Origin of the sequence: Oceanobacillus zhaokaii (assembly GCF_003352005.1) — a bacterium.
GTDB classification, from domain to species: Bacteria; Bacillota; Bacilli; order Bacillales; family Amphibacillaceae; genus Oceanobacillus; species Oceanobacillus zhaokaii.
The window spans coordinates 1,989,138-2,006,860 of record NZ_CP024848.1 but is presented as its reverse complement, the minus strand read 5'-3'; the positions used below and the strand labels follow the sequence as shown (position 1 = coordinate 2,006,860).

The window sequence follows — 17,723 nt, the reverse complement described above, 5'->3', positions numbered from 1 at the left end:
CTCTTTTGCTTTGAATGTAATGTCTATTTCCACCTCTCTAATTTATGAAGGTTTTTTACAAACATTCCTGCCAAAAACTTCGGAAACCCCATTTCGATGCATTTATCTTTTACAAACAGTTTCATTTCATCTACAGAAAAGTCCTTTTGAATGAATTCTCCTTCTTGATAACAATGCTTACAAAACATTGAACTTTTATCTAAATTCTTCTCCGTACCACGGTCTTCTATTTTCTTTAATGGCATGGCACAGCTTTGACATTTTTTATATTCTTTCATACTATCACCTCATATTATGCTTCAATTCAACTTGTATTGGTTTTATAAATTTTATTACTCTTTTTAGTTGAGGAGCTGTAAGATATTTTTCTCTTTATCGTAACTTTCAAAAATTCCTCTCATGTAATGACACAACATTCAAAAAAACATTTCTAGGAAAAGACGATCGTTTAGATGTCCGACTTGGTGAACTTTTGCACAAGTTAATTTAAGTACAATATTTTACAAATTTAGATATACTTTATCAACTCTACCTGAATTTTTTCTGACTCTTCTACATAAAGATCAAGAAAACCATAATTAATAACAGGATGTTATGTTACTCATTGTTTTTGCGCTGGGTTTTACATCTGCTTTGTAAATTCTAATTGGATTACTATCTAACTTAGACTCAATCATAACTGACTCACATTTAGAACAAATTTTATCCACTACTACACCTCTTAATATGGTAAATCCACATCTTTTCTGATTACTACTCAATAATAGCATAATATTCAAATAATATTTCCGTAGAAAAGAGACGACCGTTTCAATGATCGCCTTGTTTAACTATTGCTCCATATAGTTTAGGTGCATTATTTCGCTAACTATAGGATTATTAACATGATAGGTATTTTTAATAAAGGCAAAGTTCTAATGTATTTTTTTAACCTTTTTAGTCTTGATTAAACCACAGTGGATCTTTGTCATCAACATCGCCATTATAATTGATTAAAATCTCATCTCCTGCTTTTATATCTGTGAAAGCATAGAAGTTGAATGTGTGATCACTAAAACTAATTTCATAAACTGCATTAGGTTGATAAGAATGGTTAAACAGCATTCCATAACCAAGAAGGATTGCAGAATGATTTATTCCATACTCAAAAGCGTAATCAGCTAGTATGGTTTGCTCGATGTATTGATGCTGATCGTTTGGATAAGAAATAACAGGTGCTTCATGTAAAAGTTCTCCTTTTTTGATATCACACGTAGCAAATACCCCTCTATTAAATTCTCCATCACTTATTGAAGATGTTTTTATCTCAATCATGTTGTTCGCCTACTCACTTTTAAAATATTCTTTCTAACTGTAACATAAATTTTAACATTGAGCCCTTTTTATTAACGAAAGAGACTTTCCAATATGGAACCAAGACAGTGTTGGTGGGAGTTTTCCGCTAACCTTACCCCTTAGCATAGAAGCTACTCCCCTTGTTATAATAATGCACCAGTTAGCTTAAATCTCATTACACCTTTACTTAATAAATTCAGCCTTAAGTAAGAAAGCAACTTCATATTCTCGCGACTCTTCCAGTTGAGCCTCAGCATCTTCATAAAACTCTGTGGTAAGTGAACTCATAACACTTTCATCATTAGAGTGATACGATTTGGCAAGGAGAACCTGTTTATGAGATAGGTTGGAGTGTTTTAGCTGCATATCAAGGCAAAGGGATAGCGACAAATGCAACAGCTACAGCCATTGCTAATATTAATTCTGAAAAGAAGCATAGTTTCATTCACGCTTTCCCAAAAATCACCAACCCCGCTTCTTATGTAATTTGTCGCAAGCTCGGTTTCTCGCTTATTGGTGAATGTGATTTTGAATATCCCATTGGTAGTTTCATACGTTGTAATGACTGGGTATTAGCAGTTGGTGAAAAGTGAATACTAAATTAGTGAAGAAATTTGATAGCCTATTTAACCATATTAGATAAACTACCTTCAAAGCCCAAAAGGAGTATATTCCTTTTGGGCTATTCCTAAAAAATATCCCAAAGATTGGAATACCTTGTTGAACTAACCTGCCCCTTTAGTTCAAAAGGCATCATCCCTTAGAATATTATACTGGATGACTTTAATCCTTAAAGTTTATTCTTGATTAATTGCACTTTCATCGATATAAGCAACTTCCCATAAATGACCGTCTAAATCCTGAAACCCCCTTATATACATAAACCCATGATCTTGAGGCTCACTAAAAGATTTACCACCAGATGACAATGCCTTATTTACTATCTTATCCACTTGATCCCTACTTTCAGCTGAAAAGCTGAGAATTGCTTCGGCAGAAGTAGTAGTATCCACAATTTCCTTCTTACTAAATCCTTTGAAACGTTCCTCAATCATTATCATAGCAAAGATATTCTCACTGATGATCATACAAGATGTGGTCTCATCTGAGAATTGTGGGTTGAACTCAAAACCAAGCTCCTTGAAAAAATTGGTGGACTTATTCACGTCTTTTACAGATAAATTGATAAAGATATTTTTGGATGTGAATGCCATTTTTATTACCTCCTGTGAAAATTACTGGCAAGAAAGCCATGTCATTTAAGTTTTTCATTGAATGTCGCTAAATATTCCACTTTTCTTTAAGTACTTTATTCATTAAATAACCTATTACATAGAATAAGCGTATTTCTTATTCTGAAAATGCACCAGAGAGTTTAAGTGTAAACTATCCCAATACTGGTTATGGAATTTAAAGAGGCGACTTATTTTGATCAAAGTCACCTTTAATTTAACTCAAGTATTTTTTTTAGATTTGGTTTTTGTATATTGGTTTACTCTCTTACAGCAGGTGGTCCAAATTTATTATCTTGAAAGTCTTGAAAAGCCTCTCTGATTCCTGGCTCCGTTTTCGCTATAAATGGTCCACCCATAACAAATCTTCCCTAATAGGAACTCCAGAATAGATCAATACTTTTGATCGGCTTGTTCCTTTTATCTTCAACTCACTTGGATTATTTTTTTCATTAAATGTAGTGGTGGCTGGACAGGTCTTCTTTATCTTTGTATTGTTTTCTCCAAATTCCATTTCACCAGTTAGCGAAAGAACTCAAAGTCCTTCCAACTGGTTCAAAAGGTGTTCACAAAGACTTTTATGAATTGATTGCACCGAAATGCAAGAAAAATTCGTTCTTTCATGGTAGTTTAATAACTTCAACAAAAAAGTGCATTAATCCTTATTCGATCAATGCAACCGACTGATGAAGATCACACATAAAGGTAAATCAATTTCTTAATCTCTTTTCTTTAGTTCTAATTATCTCGTTCCAAATCTTTTAGCTGATCTAATGCGCGCACGCTCAGATTCTACCTCTCGATTACGAGGCTCCGCACTGGTCTCCAACGTTTTCAATAAATTACTTGTGACTTTAGCTATTTCATTGATTGCTTGATTAAATGCCTCTTCGTTAATCTTTGATGGTTTGTTATAGCCTGTTATCTTTTTGACGAACTGTAGAGAAGCCGCATAAATCTCTTCATTGGTAGCTGGTGGATCAAAATTATATAATGTTCTAATGTTTCTGCACATAAGATTCTCCTATTTGTTTTCGTTCTAACCATAAGTCCATATACATTGATTCTATTATTTTATTATGTAGGACACTTTGATATTATCATAACATTCCTTGTTCCACTAACCTGCCCCGTTAGCTTTATAGCATATTACAATTTTAACATTGAATTCCATCAGTTCACCCAATAAATATTCAAATAATTATTTTATTCAGCCATTTGGATATGCTTGTTTTAAAACTAATTGGGGAGTGATTCTATTTGTTATTATCAGAAGCTGCTAGATCTTATGAGGCAGATAAGAGAATCGAGGGATTTTCATCTCAAACTTTAAATACTTATCGACTTCAAGCAAAGTTATTAGTTAACTATTTAAAAATTGTCAAAATGAATGATATTACAACGCCGCAACTAAAAGAATATTTAGCTCAATCAAGTAAAGACTTAAAGCCTATCTCATCGGATAAGATTTATCCGATCCTTTTTTTTCGATGGTCCCACGAGGAAGGTATCACCTAGAGTAATCCTGCCAGCAAAATTAAGGAACCAAAAGTCGGCAAACGCATTCCAAAATTCCTCACTGATTAGGTAAGCTATTCAATCCATAATCGAACAGCTTACCTAAAACTTACCCCTTCACTTTTAAAAGTCGTAGGGCATTTAAAATTACGATAATAGCAGCACCTGTATCGCTAAGCACAGCCATCCAAAGTGTCAGCCATCCCGGAAATATGAGGACTAATGCTATAAATTTTACAATTAACGAAAACCAGATATTTTGCTTGATAATCGCTAATGCTTTTCTACTTAGTTTAATGGTATGTGGTAATTTTTCCAGATTATCCGCCATTAAAACAATATCGGCAGTCTCCATTGCCGTATCCGTTCCTACGCCACCCATTGCAATCCCTAAATCTGCAGTTGCAAGTGCAGGTGCATCGTTTATTCCATCGCCAACCATGGCTACCTTGTGACCTTCACTTTGTAATTGTTTAATCGCATCTACTTTGTCTTCTGGCAATAGTTCTGCAAAATAACGATTGACATTCGTTTCACTTGATATCATTTTGGCCGTACCTTTATTATCACCAGTTAACATGACAAGTTGATTTACACCAACTTGTTTCAGTCCATTTAATGCTTTTACTGTAGTAGAGCGAATAGTATCGGATACAGAGATAATCCCCATGATTTCCTGTTGAGTACCGATAATCACTACTGTTTTCCCTTGACTTCGTATCTCTTCTACCTTAGACCTTACATCAGCTAAAGATATTTCCAGATCTTCAAACAGTTTTAGATTACCAGCATAATGAACTTCTCCATTGACAGTTGCTTGAACACCCTTACCGACTATATTTTTAAATAACTCTCCGTTTTTTGCCTGAATTCCCTTATCTTTCGCATATTCAACAATCGTTTTTGCGATTGGGTGTGTGGAGTAATCTTCTAATGTTAACGCTAGTGATATTAATTCGTTTTCTGAAGTAGTTAACGCTTCAACACCGGAAACTTTTGATTTTCCTTCTGTTAATGTACCTGTTTTATCAAACGCTATCGCATTAATAGCACCTGCTTTTTCAAGAAAGGTTCCACCCTTTATTAAGACACCATTTTTAGCAGCGTTTCCGATAGCAGAAACAATTGCAACAGGAGTAGATATAACCAATGCACAAGGACAGGCAACTACTAATAATGCAAGACCTTTATAAACCCATTCTCCCCAAGTACCAAACCCTAAAAGTGGAGGCAGAACAATTACAACTAATGCTAAAACGAAAACAATTGGTGTATAGATACTGGCAAACTTATCAATAAATGCTTGAGTTGGAGCCTTTTGCTCTTGTGCCTCCTCAACTAAATGAATGATTTTGGCTATTGTCGTATCTTCGACTAACTTGATGACTCTGATTTCAATAGAACCACTTTCATTAATTGTTCCTGCATATACAGTATCTCCGATTAATTTATCGACTGGGATTGACTCCCCAGTGATAGGTGCCTGATTAACGCTAGTTTCGCCCTGGATGACTTCACCGTCTAATGGGATTAGATCACCGGGTTTAATAACAACAATCTGGCCAATTGATACTTCTTCTACTGGTTTTTTAACTAATTCTGAACCAACTTTAATCCATGCTTCGGATGGTGCTAAATCCATTAGATTACGGATAGATTTTCTAGTTTTTTCAATGGATCTATTTTGCAAGGCATTACCCAGAGCAAATAACCATACTACGGTTGCACCTTCAAACCATTCTCCAATCAATGCAGCTCCAATTGCTGCTGCGGACATTAGAACATTCATGTCTAACGAACGACTTTTTATAGCATAATAGGCACTTTTTACAGGTTTATAGCCACTTATAACGATAGCAATAGCATATAGAATGCTGGTGATTAATAAAGATACACCATTATAAGAACCAATAAAACCAAGTGCAATTAAAACACCAGAGAAGGTAATTAAACCATATCCTTCTTTGTTTTTCGAAGTATCTGTAGCTTTATTGCTATTAGTAATTAGTGAAGCGTTATAACCGAGTTTAGATACTTCGGAGACAATATCATCTACACTATTTTCATGCTCCACTTTCATTTTTCCAGTTGAAAAATTAACAGTAACTGTATTAACTGTTGGAATCGTATTTAAATGATTTTCAATACTTTTAGCACAACTACTGCAGTCCATTCCTACAACATCGTAAGACCTAACATTTCTATTTTGTATTGGTTCAGCAATATAGCCGAGCTTTTGAACTTCACTTTCTATACTGTCAAGAGACAATGCGTTGCTTCCGATGATCTGCAATTTCGCAGTATTGTAATTTACCTTTACCTCTTGAATGTCAATTAAGTTATTTAAACCTTTTTCTATCGTTAGAGCACAAGAAGGACAATCCATCCCGTGTATTCGATATTCGACCTTTTCACCCTTAACAGATGTCGCTTTAATGTTAGGTATTTCCTTAATTTCATTACTACAACAACTTGATGTCTTAAAGCTGTTATCATCTTCTTTGCTACTGTTACAAGACTTTATCTCTAAATCTTTCTTTGGTTCATAGCTACAACAATCGTTAATAGTATTGCCATTTACATTCTTAGGTTGGTTACTACAACAAGATGAATTTGTTTCAGTAATTGCTATTCCCTGAAATGAATTTTGACTGCTGCAACAACTGTTCTCCTCTTTTGTTGCAGCCTTTTCGCCATTACTATTGCAACAACCTTTATTATCTTCAATAGTTTTCAATTCTTCATTAGGACTACCGCAGCACTTATCTACCATTCATTCCACCCCATTAATCTATATGGTTTTCACAACAAGCAATATTATTTTCAACATCTTCAAGCACTACATCGAACATGGTTAATAAATCACGTACCAGTTGATTACGCACACGGTAATATACATATTTGCCATCTTGTCTCCCTACAATAAGCCCACAGCCTTTTAAGCACGCCAGATGCTGCGATATGTTTGATTGATTGCCGTTTAGGTCATCAACAATTTGGGATACTGTTTTTTCCTCTTCTTTAATACTTTCGAGTATTTGAATTCTCGTTTTATTTGAAAAGCCATGCAAGAACTTCACCTTTGTATCAATATCAACTTTTTTCATGTGATAACCACCCTTATATTAGAAATCACTAATATGTTTGATATTATCATATTAGCAATTACTAATATGTGTGTCAAATTTATATTTGTTAGAATTATTAGAACAATCTTTATTTATCATTTATATTTAAAAGTTTGATGGTAAAATGAAATTTACATAAGAATAGGTAGGTGTTTTGATGAAAAGTAATAATTCACCATTTAAATTTGTTGGACTTATCACATTAGTTATAGTGGCTTTAGTAATTGCTTTGGTCGTTATCAATAAAAATAATGCTGAATCAAACGAAGAAATCACATTTGATAAACAACCACCAATTGGTGGACAACCTAAATTAGGTGATTCAGATGCCCCTGTAACCGTAGTCGAATTTGGTGATTTTAAGTGTCCTTCATGTAAAGCATGGGGAGAAAATATTTACCCACAATTAGTAAGTGATTATGTTGATACAGGGAAGGTTAAATTTTCATTTATTAATGTTTTATTTCACGGTGAAGAATCAGAGTTAGCGTCATTAGCTGCAGAATCTGTATATAAACAAAACCCTGATTCATATTGGGAATTTCATAACGCACTCTTTAAGGAACAACCAAGTGAGAACCATGACAGCAGTTGGGTTACAATTGAAAAGATACTTGAAGTAGCTAGTGGTGTGTCAGGTATTGATACAGATAAATTAATCAGACATTGAAAGCAATTCTGAAATAGACGAAGTAAATAAAGATACAGAAATGGTAACAGAATTCGAAGTACAACTTACACCAACTATAATGGTAAATGAAACGATGATAGAGGATCCATTTGATTATGAGGCAATAAAAAATGCTATCGAAAAGGCATTAGAGGAAAAATAGGATATGAATAAAATAGATATTCGACAGCTTTCACTTTATGTGGCTTGGCTAGTTTCAGTCGTTGCAATCATAGCCCCCTTCTAACTTAGGACGGGGCTAATATATATAATATTTTTAAAGGTTTAAGAGCAACTTCTATAGGGATTTAAAGAACTAAAATTCAGAAATGGTCATTGTCAATAAAACTCTGGATTCATTTGTTACATATCCATTCTTTCTAAAAAACACCTCTGGTTTACCTTCGCCTCTCTCAGTTGATAAATATGCCGTTTCAACGTTTTTCTGTGTAAGGATATCTCTTAAATATTTTAATAAACTCGTACCAATTCCATTAGTTTGAACATTAGTTAATACGCAGATTTCATTTATGTAAAAGTTTGATCTATCCCCCCATTGTTCTACATAACCAACTAAAAAACCAGTCATTTGATTATTAGAATTAAAATAACCTATCCCTATATAACCAGGAGTATTACTTATCTAACAATCGTTTATAAGATGTATTAAAACTCCAAGGTTCGTTCCAAGGATTCGAACTAAAAACCTTAGTAAAAATGACTGATGCTTCTTCTAAATTTTTTTTCTGATAATAACCGAACTATATTTTTCACTACTAATTCCTCCTTACAATAAATCATTTTCATATAACATATTTACTCTTCTACTAACCTGCCGTTACTTAAAAAAGACCGCCATATTGACGATCCCTGTTATGTTAAAGCACCCGTTAGTCATACATGTAGCGCAAGACCAGCGCTACACCACAGAGAATGAAAATGGATTTAGTTTGGCGATACTGATTCTACGGCTGGATGAGGAAGGTCGATGAACTATGGTGCGTTAGAGCCCTTCCGTTAGTCTGACTCCTTCGACCACGGTGCATCACAGACTGTCGCTCCCTTACGGGAAGCACTCATGGTAGATTAATCCTTTTCTGGTTGTTGCACCAGCCTCCAATAATATATGCCGTAGAAAGGGTGTTTTCAATGGATGTAATCATTGAAAGAGCCTGTGGTATGGATGTCCATAAGGACAACATTACTGCATGTATCATCACTCCAGAAGGAAAGGAGATTGAAACATTTTCAACTAAAACGTTATTCCTGATTCAGTTGGTTGACTGGGTTAAGAAGCATAGGTGTACCCATGTGGCAATGGAAAGTACAAGTGTCTACTGGAAACCTATTGTCAACTTACTAGAAGCAGAAGACGTTGAGTTTCTAGTTGTGAATGCCCAACATATTAAATCTGTCCCTGGACGTAAAACTGATGTGAAAGATGCCGAATGGATTGCCAAACTACTTCGTCACGGATTACTCAGAGCTAGTTTCATCCCAGACAGAAATCAACGAGAGTTGCGTGAACTTGTTCGTTATCGTCGAAGTATCATTGAAGAGCGCGCTAGACAACATAATCGGATTCAAAAAGTATTGGAAGGAGCAAATATAAAGCTTGGCTCTGTTGTTTCCGATATTATGGGAGTATCAGCTCGTGATATGCTTCATGCCATCGCCGATGGCGAAAATGATCCTGAAAAACTAGCAAACTTTGCGAGACGAACTATGAGAATGAAAAAGGACGAACTTAAACTCGCACTTCAAGGTTATATTAGTGATCATCAACGACTGATGATTAAGACTATATTAACTCATATTGACTTCCTAACGGAACAAATCGATATGTTAGATCAAGAGGTAGCCAATAGGGTGAGTATCTATCAAGAAGATGTAGAGTGTTTAGATTCCATTCCAGGCATTGCGACAAGAATGGCTGAACAAATGCTTGCAGAACTTGGAACAGATATTAAGAACCAATTTCCTAGCGCATCTCAAATGTGCTCATGGGCAGGATTAGTTCCTGGAAATAACGAAAGTGCTGGAAAACGGAAATCTTCAAAAACTAAAAATGGAAACAAATACTTGAAATCAGCTTTAATTGAAGCAGCCCATTCTGTAAGAGGATCTAAAAACTATCTTGGCGCACTTTATCGGCGAACTGCTGCACGAAAAGGTAAAAAACGTGCAGGAATCGTAGTTGCACATGCCATTCTACGTATCTCTTATTATTTACTAACGCGTAAAGAAATGTACGTAGACTTAGGTGAAGATTACTTTGATAAACAAAAACAACAATCAATTGTTCGGCATTCACTTCGAAGACTGGAAAGTCTAGGATACACAGTTTCAATTGTGGAACCAGAAGCGTCTTAAACTGACCCATTCAACTTCAATAGATCTTGGAATCGGGCGCTCTCCCCTTTTTTAAAATGAAAGAGCTGCGTCTTATTTAGTGTTGCCTTTTTATCAATATTTCAGAAGTTAATTTTCATGGTAGTACAATAAGTAAGAAATAGCTGCTGTTCATTTCAACTTCAACTCTTGCACCAGTTAATGCAACAAAAAATCATCAAAACTATTATTCCTTAATTTCAAATTCAGCTCCAAGAACAGATTCGTCTTCGTTTACATTGAAGACTTTAATGATTCGATAGTTTCCTTCTGTCAATTGATAGTCCAAATGTTCAAGCGGTACTGCCTGTTCATAATCCGAATTAGGTTCTATTCCTAAGCTAATGTCTGCGAATGCGAGATTTCTATACGGAATTTGATACCACGTTCCACTTGTTAACTTTTCTATATAGAGAGGTTCTCCAAAACCAACAGTTGTTGTGCCAGTATTCTCTATTTTTAAAATTAGTTCATTCACTTGCGTTGAATATTCTTTTTATCGGTAGTTACTTCAATTATTGTTTGTTCTTCATTTAATTTGTTCGGCAAATCTCCATACTCAGATTCCCTTTCTAAAGAATCAGCTCCTGAATCGGTTACATTGTTCGAACAAGCAGAAATAAACATTGTTATTCCTATCAAGGAAACAAGAATATTCCTTAACTTCATTATCTTAGCCTCCAATAAGATTATTAATAAAAAGAATTTGTTCTCACCTCTGAAAGAACCATTCTTTTCTTTCACTAAACTGCCCCTTTAGTTGAATAATTTCATTTTTAGTATTAACAAAAAGTTCAAAAAATAATTACTAAAGAAAAAGACGATTGTTTTGAACTGCACCCCAATTGTTAGACAAAAATAACAATTGGGGTGCAGTTTTTTATGGTTAAATTTTCTTCTAAAGAAAAACTACAAGCAGTAAAGCGATATTTAGATGGAGGCGAAAGTGGTTTAGATATTGCTCGGTCTATTGGTGTACATCATAGTAACCTTCACCAGTGGATTAAACAGTATGAACTTTTTGGTGAGAATGTATTTCGAAAAAACTATACAACCTACTCTGTAGAGTATAAACTAGACGTACTTAGCTACATGAACGTACAAGGGACGTCTATCAGGGAAACGGCGGCAATTTTTAATATTCCATCTCCTGAAACACTTCGAAAATGGAAAGTTGCCTACGAAACAAAAGGAGCAGATGCCCTAAATGCGAAGAAAAAGGGGCGTCCTTCTATGAAAAATGAAGACCAGAATGTACGAAAGAAACCTATACCTACAAAAGATTCTATTGAGGATTTACAGTCGGAATTAGAGTATTTACGAGCGGAGAATGCATATCTAAAAAAGCTCCAATCCTTAGTTCAGGAGAGAGAAAAATCAAAACTAAAGAAAAAGCGTTAGTAGTTAATGAACTGAGGAAAGAATTTGCATTAGATATCCTTCTCCATATAGCTGAGATAAAGAGGAGTACTTTTTATTACTGGATTAAGAAATCTGCAAATCCAGATCCAGATATTGAACTTAAAACGTTAATTCAATCTATTTATGATGAACATAAGGGACGTTATGGATATCGACGTATTCGTGATGAACTAAGAAACCGTGGATATCAAGTAAACCATAAGAAAGTCCAACGAATTATGAAGGAATTAGGATTAGTTTCTCTCGTAAGAATAAAGAAATATCGTTCCTATAAAGGAAAAGTGGGTAAAATAGCCCCGAATATTTTAGAGCGTAATTTTACTGCTGAAAAACCTAATGAGAAGTGGGTAACTGACATTACAGAATTTAAACTATTTGGAGAGAAACTCTATCTATCTCCAATTCTAGATTTATTTAATGGTGAAATCATCACATATACCATTGGTTCCAGACCAACTTACTCCCTTGTTTCAGATATGTTAAACCAGTCATTTGAACGCTTAACAGGCGATGAGAACCTAATCATCCACTCTGATCAAGGCTGGCATTACCAAATGAAACAATATCGTCACGCCTTAAAAGAACAAGGCATTACACAAAGCATGTCCCGTAAGGGCAACTGTTACGACAATGCCGTAATCGAGAATTTCTTTGGAATTATGAAGTCTGAGTTTCTTTATTTAAGTGAATTTAAGAGTATTGATCATTTTAAACAAGAACTTAAAAAATATATGGATTACTATAATAATAAACGGATTAAGGCAAAACTAAAGGGCATGAGCCCGATACAATATCGAACCCATGCCCATCAAGCTGCCTAATAAAATAACCTGTCTAACTTCTTGGGGTCACTTCATTTTGATAATCGCCTTGTTTCACTCTTGCACTAGTTAGTTTAAAGTGTATTTCTTCAAAATCCTTCTTTTAAAAAGGGCTATCTTAGAATCATTTCAGTAAGCAAACTCGACTGTTGAGTTGTTAAAAAGTGTATAAAAAAACTTGGTATTATACCAAGTGAGAGTTTCTTTTATGTTTACTTTTGAGTATAAGTTCTGTAATAAAACCAAGGATTAAACCAATTATAACAGGGATAACCGAACCGCCTGTTTCAAATATTACCCCTTCGGATGGATTTTCTTTATAAAAATTCCAACTCAAAAATGAAATTTCAAATATGTTTCCGATTGTATATAAAATCCCTATCGATAATAATGATGCTAATAAAGGAAACCAAAATAACTTCTTTTTCACGGATAAAACCTCCTTTTTTCATCTTAATATCTATTCTAACCATATAGCAACTATAAGAAATTATTGCACCAGTTTATACTATAAGCACAAACAATTTTATATCACCTTTTTTCCTATCCAATGAGCAAAAAACAAAACGGGAAAGATTAAAACAATAAAAGGTAGGCTGACATATATAGTATTCCAAGTTATAACTTGACTTTCAAATAAGGAATTAAACAATATTATGCTGTAAGGAAAAACAATAACTATTGATGTTATGACACCAGGTGTAATAGACTGAAGAAGAATAGACTGACCGATATGGGTAAATACATGTAGAAAGAAAACCATTATCATAATTGTAAATAGATAAATATTGCCGAGTGGACCATGAGTAATATATTGACTTGCCATATAAGTTGAACTGCTGACAAATACAAAAATAACTAATACAGCTACCGAGAATTGTGCTGTTGACATTGAAAATTGTTTGATAACCTTATTGGCAATTTTTTTTGACAACTTTTCATGAATAACATCTGAATTCTTATCCATCCACCTTTCAACCATGATAATTTCTTCCAAATCATGAAGAACAAATACAATTGGAAATAGCCAAATAAGTGTTTGGACATTAAGCCATTGTTCCATAACCTCTCCCCCATTCATTTATTTTTTCCTTTTCTAATACTCAGCTGCGACGTTAGTTGAATACCTTCATTTTCAATATTAACATAATATTCAAAAATATTTACTAAAGAAAAGACGATCGTTTTAATGATCGCCTTGTTTTCACTCTTGCACCAGTTATTTTAACAAGTCTAAGGAAATACCTGAGAGTCTGTCTCTAATTACTAACTGTACTTTTCTTGCTTTTTCATTTAAATGAACGTAACTTTGTCCCTCCAATTCCTTTCTTTTCAATATGCATATGCCAGAATCAATTGTGGGAAATTAATCATTAAGGATTTTATATTTTTTATGCACCTTTAACTTGTAAACAATCAAAATAACAACATGTAAGATTCCCAATACAAGGAAAATGTTACTGTATATAGTACCATTCGATGACTGAAGAAATGGATTCCACGAACTACTTGCTTCAATATCAACGGCTCTCCCGTATATCCCCATTGCAATAGAGCCTGAAATGAAATTTTGCATCATTAGCAGGCCCATTCCAACACCTGCATGCTCCTTTGGCAATGTTGTAGAGATCGATTTAGACATGACAATCATCATAAACGATTGGCCGACATTGCCGAAGATTAGAAATAGCGCCATGTACAAAGCATTCGAACCAATTAAAGTTGAAAGCAGGAAAAAGCATACTATTAATAAACTTGATGCAAGAAAGAATAAATTGGGTGTGCCTTTTGAATCCGCAAGCTTTCCACCTTGTCTATTCAATATAGCCGATGTAACAGCAGCGGGTACCATCGCGAATCCAATCAAGCTTGCAGGGAGTTTTTGTACATCTGCTAGAAATAAAGGTGTAAGAAAAAATAGTGAATAACCAATTCCTGTTATTAAAAACGCTAACACTAAATAAGTTGAATATTTTTTGTCCTTAAATAACTTGGGTTGAACAAAAGGATGCTTCGTAGAGTGAATTCGAATGATGAATAAAATCGAAGCAACAATCCCCCCAATAAACCAACCTGCGCCGTTCGTTACACCTAATAAAACTTGGGCAACTGTTAAGGCTAGTAATGCTCCGCCTAACCAATCAAGACTCGTATCAGCTCCTCGCTCATCTCCTAAATATTTCAAGAAAAATGGCAACGTCAAAAGAAGGAATAGAGGGATACAGAAAAGCCAACGCCAATCCACAACACTGACAACTAATGCAGAAATAACAGGTCCAAGTGCACTACCTAAAGCGGTTCCTACAAAAACCGTTCCCATCGCTGTACCTCTTTGTTCAATAGGAAAATATCGTATCGGAATAAGTGTCGCTGTTGCCGGAATCGTCGCCGCGCCAGCTGCTTGTAAACATCTCGCAACAAGCAAAAGCCAATAAGATGTAGAAAAGAAACCTAGTAATGACGCAAAGCTAAAAAGAATTAAACCAAAGGTTAATAAATTTTTCAGTTTATACCGATCTGCTAATTTTCCATAAGTCGCTGTTCCAATCCCATATATAAGGGTATAGGCCGAAGTAACCCAGCTTACTTGAGAGTTTGTGAGCTGAAATTCTTCGCTAATGAGGGGAAGTACAAAATTGAAGAGTAATATACTCATAGACGAAAAAGTAACCGTAAGCATCATAATAATTAATAACTTTTCACTCGCTTGCTTTTTTATCATGTTTCCCATAATACATTCCTCCTTTGTTGATCACAAGAAAGTCTGTACTGACTGACATTTTGGAGTGAAGAACATACTAGGGAGTTAATCCCCTAGTAAATAACGCAACACTTTCTTCAATTAATTTCGCGAATCTTTCATCAGTAAACGCAGGGTCTTCGTTCATTCTTCCATGTGCTAATCCATAATTCATATAGAGAAAGGTAATCGCAATTTTCTCCGGATCAAAGGGGACCAATTTTTTTCTATTTTTCATTTCTGCAAAATAGTTAGTTAAAAATTCTTTTAATGCATGAGGGTGTCTGTGTGAATACTCGTGCAAGCCAGGAATATTTTCCCCTACTTTCATAATGATTCGGAGCATTTTTCGGTTCCGATGCATGATTCTATGATAATTCTGGCTAATTAACAGTAAATCTTCCATGAGGTTCCAGGTGAGCTTACTATCAAAAATGGCACGCATTTCCTCAGCATAATGATATCGGTCAATTGCTTGCTCTAATAAGTTTTGCTTACTTTGAAAATGTCTAAATAGCGTTTTTTCACTGAAGCCAGCTTCCTTTGCAATTTCCTCTGTTGTAACCCCGTTATATCCATTTTTAGAAAAAAGGTCTATCGCGGCAGTAATGATTTTTTCTGTTGTATACTGTTTTCGGTTTGAAGTCATGACTCCTAGTTCAATCCCTTCTAAGAATGTCAGTACTGACTGACATTAATATATTCTATTTTAAAAAATATGTCAATCCGCATCTTGTTTTAATTTACAAAAACAAGAAAGATCATCGTAATTTATACGGTAAATCTCATTTCGGGATGATACTAGAGCCGGCATCGCCACCGCGCTCCGGGGATCAATAAAGTTAAAATGTTACTCAACAATCTGGCCCAATTGCTGAACAAAAATCAAACAGGACTCTTCCACTAAACTGCCCCTTTAGTACAATAACTTCTACGTAAAATAGCGTTATCCTTCTTGAATTAACGCACCCAATAGTTGAAGAAGAAAAGTGATGCTTAATCAACAATCTTGCCCGTTTGCAGTAACCATCATTTCTTCTTATCCATACAATCCGTACAAAAAATTTTACTTTCTTTTCAGATAGGCTTTAATTTCGACCATAATCGTGTTCTTCGGAGCCTTCACCTTCGCATAGATTTCTTCTCCGTCCTGAACTTCTCGATTGCAATTAGAACAATATAACGTGCGTTTGAACATTCGAACACCCCTCTGTTTTTTTTAGAAATTGGTTCGATTCGAACACAAGTAAAACAACACACTTAAACTAACCAGCCCCTTTAGCACAATAGCTGCCGTTTGATCTCCTCTTCAACTATTGCACCCGTTAGCTCAATAACTAAGTTAATTTACTTCGATTTAAAATAAATTATTTCAGGGTCTCCTTCATCCAGGTTTTCAACAACTCCGCTTTGTACGAAACCATTTGCTATGAAAACTTTTTGCATATCTTTGTTTGATTGGTTGGTTGATGAAAATACTTTTTTGGTAGGTGATATATTAACAAAGTAATCCATCAAGGATGTTGCATAACCTTTACGTCTTGCCGTTGGTGATACTATTATCAATGATATAAAACTACAATCAAAGAAATTGGTATTAAAAATTAAAAATCCAAAAATTTATTTTCACTTTTAACAACAATACATCTATCTTCTTCTACTGCTTTTTTTATATAATCCCGTCTAATATCGTTGCTAATAACTTCTCTATCAACTGCAACAATATTTTCTACATCTTCTAATTTAGGTTTCAACACATTTTTTGACTTCAAATTCAACTTCCCCTTAAATTCCTACTTAAAGTATTCTTCCCCGAGAGCACAAGAAGCGACTGTCCTTATTTAACAACCGCACCAGTTAGTAGAAGAGCGACACTAACAAATTATACAAAGAATGAATTATAATTACTGACCAAAGAAAGTTACTTTTCTTATATACAAACCCAAATATAATACCCAAACCAAAAACTGTTATTATGGAACGTAAAATATAAGGGAATTCAAAAAGCCCTTTATAAAACCAAATAGGAAAATGAATTGATACAAAGAGTAAAGATGTAATTGTATTTGCTATCCAAAATCTATAAGAATCCATAAATTTTCTTAATAAAAAACCCCTAAAAACAATTTCCTCGGTTATTCCAACTAATAGAATAGTATTAAGCCATTCTTCAAACCCTATTTGAAAATCAATATCATTCTCTAAAACAATGATATTTAAAACTACAAAATAAGATATAAAGGCTAAGGATACCCAACCTGTCCATTTTAAACCTTTTCTAAAGTTATGACGTAGTCCTAAATAGGTAGACGGGTCAATTTTTTCCATAATTTTAACTAATAATATAACTGGAATGACCCAAATAACTATTTTAATAACGGCTGACGTTATAGCTCTTGGAACAGAATCCATTAATTCTAAATATTGAACTAACCATAATTCTCTGATACACCATAAGGCATAAAA

General features: G+C 34.5%; 19 protein-coding genes and 2 pseudogenes. 5 read left to right on the top strand and 16 right to left on the bottom strand.

The genetic code is table 11. The features are described from left to right. Nucleotides 1-23: 23 nt before the first annotated feature. On the bottom strand, nucleotides 24-278 hold the full coding sequence (locus CUC15_RS10175; RefSeq protein ID WP_114916556.1) for a zinc ribbon domain-containing protein: 255 nt from the start codon (nucleotides 276-278) through the stop codon (nucleotides 24-26). 658 nt (nucleotides 279-936) lie between these two features. Beyond that, on the bottom strand, nucleotides 937-1,314 hold the full coding sequence (locus CUC15_RS10170; RefSeq protein ID WP_114916555.1) for an SET domain-containing protein: 378 nt from the start codon (nucleotides 1,312-1,314) through the stop codon (nucleotides 937-939). A gap of 335 nt (nucleotides 1,315-1,649) precedes the next feature. Between CUC15_RS10170 and CUC15_RS10165 the strand changes: the two genes are divergently transcribed. Next, nucleotides 1,650-1,928: a GNAT family N-acetyltransferase gene (locus CUC15_RS10165; RefSeq protein ID WP_114918431.1), complete on the top strand. Its 279-nt coding sequence runs from the start codon at nucleotides 1,650-1,652 to the stop codon at nucleotides 1,926-1,928. Between the two features lie 204 nt (nucleotides 1,929-2,132). On the opposite strand, the gene CUC15_RS10160 is transcribed toward CUC15_RS10165, so the two are convergent. Together CUC15_RS10160 and CUC15_RS10150 are read right to left on the bottom strand one after the other, a co-directional pair. Next, nucleotides 2,133-2,549: a VOC family protein gene (locus CUC15_RS10160; RefSeq protein ID WP_114916554.1), complete on the bottom strand. Its 417-nt coding sequence runs from the start codon at nucleotides 2,547-2,549 to the stop codon at nucleotides 2,133-2,135. Between the two features lie 760 nt (nucleotides 2,550-3,309). Continuing rightward, nucleotides 3,310-3,582, bottom strand: coding sequence for a DUF2277 domain-containing protein (locus CUC15_RS10150; RefSeq protein ID WP_114916552.1), 273 nt, complete (start codon nucleotides 3,580-3,582; stop codon nucleotides 3,310-3,312). A 245-nt stretch (nucleotides 3,583-3,827) separates the two neighbouring features. Between CUC15_RS10150 and CUC15_RS10145 the strand changes: the two genes are divergently transcribed. After that, a complete protein-coding gene (locus CUC15_RS10145) occupies nucleotides 3,828-4,085 on the top strand; it encodes an integrase (protein WP_114916551.1) in 258 nt (85 codons plus the stop codon). A gap of 109 nt (nucleotides 4,086-4,194) precedes the next feature. On the opposite strand, the gene CUC15_RS10140 is transcribed toward CUC15_RS10145, so the two are convergent. Both CUC15_RS10140 and CUC15_RS10135 read right to left on the bottom strand, forming a co-directional pair. Then, a complete protein-coding gene (locus CUC15_RS10140; protein WP_114916550.1) occupies nucleotides 4,195-6,858 on the bottom strand; it encodes a heavy metal translocating P-type ATPase in 2,664 nt (887 codons plus the stop codon). A gap of 13 nt (nucleotides 6,859-6,871) precedes the next feature. Next, entirely contained in the window at nucleotides 6,872-7,192 is a 321-nt protein-coding gene (locus CUC15_RS10135) for an ArsR/SmtB family transcription factor (RefSeq protein ID WP_114916549.1), read from the bottom strand. 178 nt (nucleotides 7,193-7,370) lie between these two features. On the opposite strand from CUC15_RS10135, the pseudogene CUC15_RS10130 reads away from it, so the two are divergent. Next, nucleotides 7,371-8,046: pseudogene (locus CUC15_RS10130) on the top strand (DsbA family protein). A 153-nt stretch (nucleotides 8,047-8,199) separates the two neighbouring features. On the opposite strand, the gene CUC15_RS20470 reads toward CUC15_RS10130, so the two are convergent. Continuing rightward, nucleotides 8,200-8,472, bottom strand: coding sequence for a GNAT family N-acetyltransferase (locus CUC15_RS20470; protein WP_242985984.1), 273 nt, complete (start codon nucleotides 8,470-8,472; stop codon nucleotides 8,200-8,202). Nucleotides 8,473-9,032: 560 nt separating this feature from the next. Between CUC15_RS20470 and CUC15_RS10120 the strand changes: the two genes are divergently transcribed. After that, nucleotides 9,033-10,256 carry an IS110 family RNA-guided transposase gene (locus CUC15_RS10120; RefSeq protein ID WP_114916548.1) on the top strand — a complete coding sequence of 408 codons (1,224 nt, stop codon included), beginning with the start codon at nucleotides 9,033-9,035 and terminating at the stop codon, nucleotides 10,254-10,256. Nucleotides 10,257-10,461: 205 nt separating this feature from the next. Here CUC15_RS10120 and CUC15_RS10115 read toward each other — a convergent pair whose 3' ends face one another. Both CUC15_RS10115 and CUC15_RS10110 read right to left on the bottom strand, forming a co-directional pair. Beyond that, entirely contained in the window at nucleotides 10,462-10,752 is a 291-nt protein-coding gene (locus CUC15_RS10115) for an immunoglobulin-like domain-containing protein (RefSeq protein ID WP_114916547.1), read from the bottom strand. Next, nucleotides 10,749-10,943, bottom strand: a complete 195-nt coding sequence (locus CUC15_RS10110) for a hypothetical protein (RefSeq protein WP_162800295.1) — start codon at nucleotides 10,941-10,943, stop codon at nucleotides 10,749-10,751. Before CUC15_RS10110 ends, CUC15_RS10115 begins: the two co-directional genes overlap by 4 nt. Nucleotides 10,944-11,156: 213 nt before the next feature. On the opposite strand from CUC15_RS10110, the gene CUC15_RS10105 reads away from it, so the two are divergent. Continuing rightward, nucleotides 11,157-12,517, top strand: a protein-coding gene (locus CUC15_RS10105; RefSeq protein WP_114915762.1) for an IS3 family transposase whose coding sequence is annotated in 2 segments (ribosomal slippage) — nucleotides 11,157-11,628 and nucleotides 11,628-12,517 — 1,362 coding nt in all. Because the reading frame shifts where the segments join, the coding sequence is not laid out codon by codon here. Between the two features lie 184 nt (nucleotides 12,518-12,701). Here CUC15_RS10105 and CUC15_RS10100 read toward each other — a convergent pair. The 7 genes and pseudogenes from CUC15_RS10100 to CUC15_RS10070 form a co-directional block, all read right to left on the bottom strand. Further along, nucleotides 12,702-12,947 carry a hypothetical protein gene (locus CUC15_RS10100; RefSeq protein WP_114916545.1) on the bottom strand — a complete coding sequence of 82 codons (246 nt, stop codon included), beginning with the start codon at nucleotides 12,945-12,947 and terminating at the stop codon, nucleotides 12,702-12,704. A gap of 96 nt (nucleotides 12,948-13,043) precedes the next feature. Then, nucleotides 13,044-13,580, bottom strand: coding sequence for an HXXEE domain-containing protein (locus tag CUC15_RS10095; protein ID WP_114916544.1), 537 nt, complete (start codon nucleotides 13,578-13,580; stop codon nucleotides 13,044-13,046). A 303-nt stretch (nucleotides 13,581-13,883) separates the two neighbouring features. Beyond that, nucleotides 13,884-15,248: an MFS transporter gene (locus CUC15_RS10090; protein ID WP_114916543.1), complete on the bottom strand. Its 1,365-nt coding sequence runs from the start codon at nucleotides 15,246-15,248 to the stop codon at nucleotides 13,884-13,886. 67 nt (nucleotides 15,249-15,315) lie between these two features. Continuing rightward, a complete protein-coding gene (locus CUC15_RS10085; RefSeq protein ID WP_114916542.1) occupies nucleotides 15,316-15,906 on the bottom strand; it encodes a TetR/AcrR family transcriptional regulator in 591 nt (196 codons plus the stop codon). A gap of 417 nt (nucleotides 15,907-16,323) precedes the next feature. Next, complete coding sequence (locus tag CUC15_RS10080; protein ID WP_114916541.1) at nucleotides 16,324-16,455, bottom strand: Fe3+ hydroxamate ABC transporter substrate-binding protein; 132 nt, start codon at nucleotides 16,453-16,455, stop codon at nucleotides 16,324-16,326. Nucleotides 16,456-16,604: 149 nt separating this feature from the next. Further along, nucleotides 16,605-17,029, bottom strand: a pseudogene (locus CUC15_RS10075) (GNAT family N-acetyltransferase). Nucleotides 17,030-17,114: 85 nt separating this feature from the next. Further along, a complete protein-coding gene (locus CUC15_RS10070) occupies nucleotides 17,115-17,669 on the bottom strand; it encodes a CPBP family intramembrane glutamic endopeptidase (protein WP_114916540.1) in 555 nt (184 codons plus the stop codon). Nucleotides 17,670-17,723: the final 54 nt, after the last annotated feature.